The organism is Ensifer sp. LC384 (assembly GCF_001695865.1).
Lineage (GTDB): Bacteria > Pseudomonadota > Alphaproteobacteria > Rhizobiales > Rhizobiaceae > Ensifer.
Map to the genome: position 1 here is coordinate 1 of NZ_MBST01000074.1, position 850 is coordinate 850.

The following is an 850-nucleotide window of genomic DNA, read 5'->3' on the forward strand; positions in this document are numbered from 1 at the left end:
TAGGAAGTGTGGACTCTTGGGATTCCCAAGGCTGAGCAAATCAGATTCAAGACTGTCTTTTGGAGGCAGTCATGGGTGTTTTGGATCGTCTGATGCTGCGGGACGAGCAGTGGGAGCGGATATCGCACCACATCATTGGTGACGAGCGCACGCGCGGTTCGTCGGGCCGCGACAACCGCATGTTTGTGGAAGCGGTGCTTTGGATTGTGCGTACCGGCTCGCCCTGGCGTGACCTGCCGGAAGTGTTCGGCGAGTGGAACAGTGTCTTCCGTCGTTTCAGCCGCTGGAGCCGGAAGGGCATCTGGTGGCGCATGTTCGCCGCGATGGCGGACGATCCGGACTTCGAATACCTGATTGTTGATTCCACCATCATCCGCGCCCATCAGCACGCTGCCGGCGCAAAAAAGGGGCTGAAGATCAAGCCCTTGGCCGTTCTCGCGGCGGCCTGAGCACCAAGATCCACATGGCCGTGCGTGGTCTCGGCTGCCCGGTCCGCTTCACACTGACCGCAGGTCAGAAGGGCGATGCGCCGCAAGCCGATGCCCTGATCGAGGGCCTACCCGCCGACATCGTCATGGCCGACACCGCTTATGACAGCGATCGCCTGCGCAACGCCATCGCTGGTAAAGGCGCTCTGGCGGTCATTCCCAACAATCCTTCCCGCGCGCAAAAATACCCGCTGGACAAGCACCTCTATGCCCAGCGCCACCTGATCGAATGCTGCTTCTCGAGACTCAAGCAGTTCCGAAGGGTCGCTACTCGCTTCGAAAAAACCGCCGAAAACTACCTCGCAGTCGTCACTATCGCAGCAATCGTTCTATGGATCAGATAACTGTCCACACTTCCTAGG

1 pseudogene is annotated in these 850 nt (G+C 59.3%); it reads left to right on the forward strand.

The annotated features are described in order from the left end of the window. Positions 1–92: 92 nt before the first annotated feature. Positions 93–832: pseudogene (locus tag BC363_RS34005) on the forward strand (IS5 family transposase). The last annotated feature ends 18 nt before the right edge of the window (positions 833–850 follow it).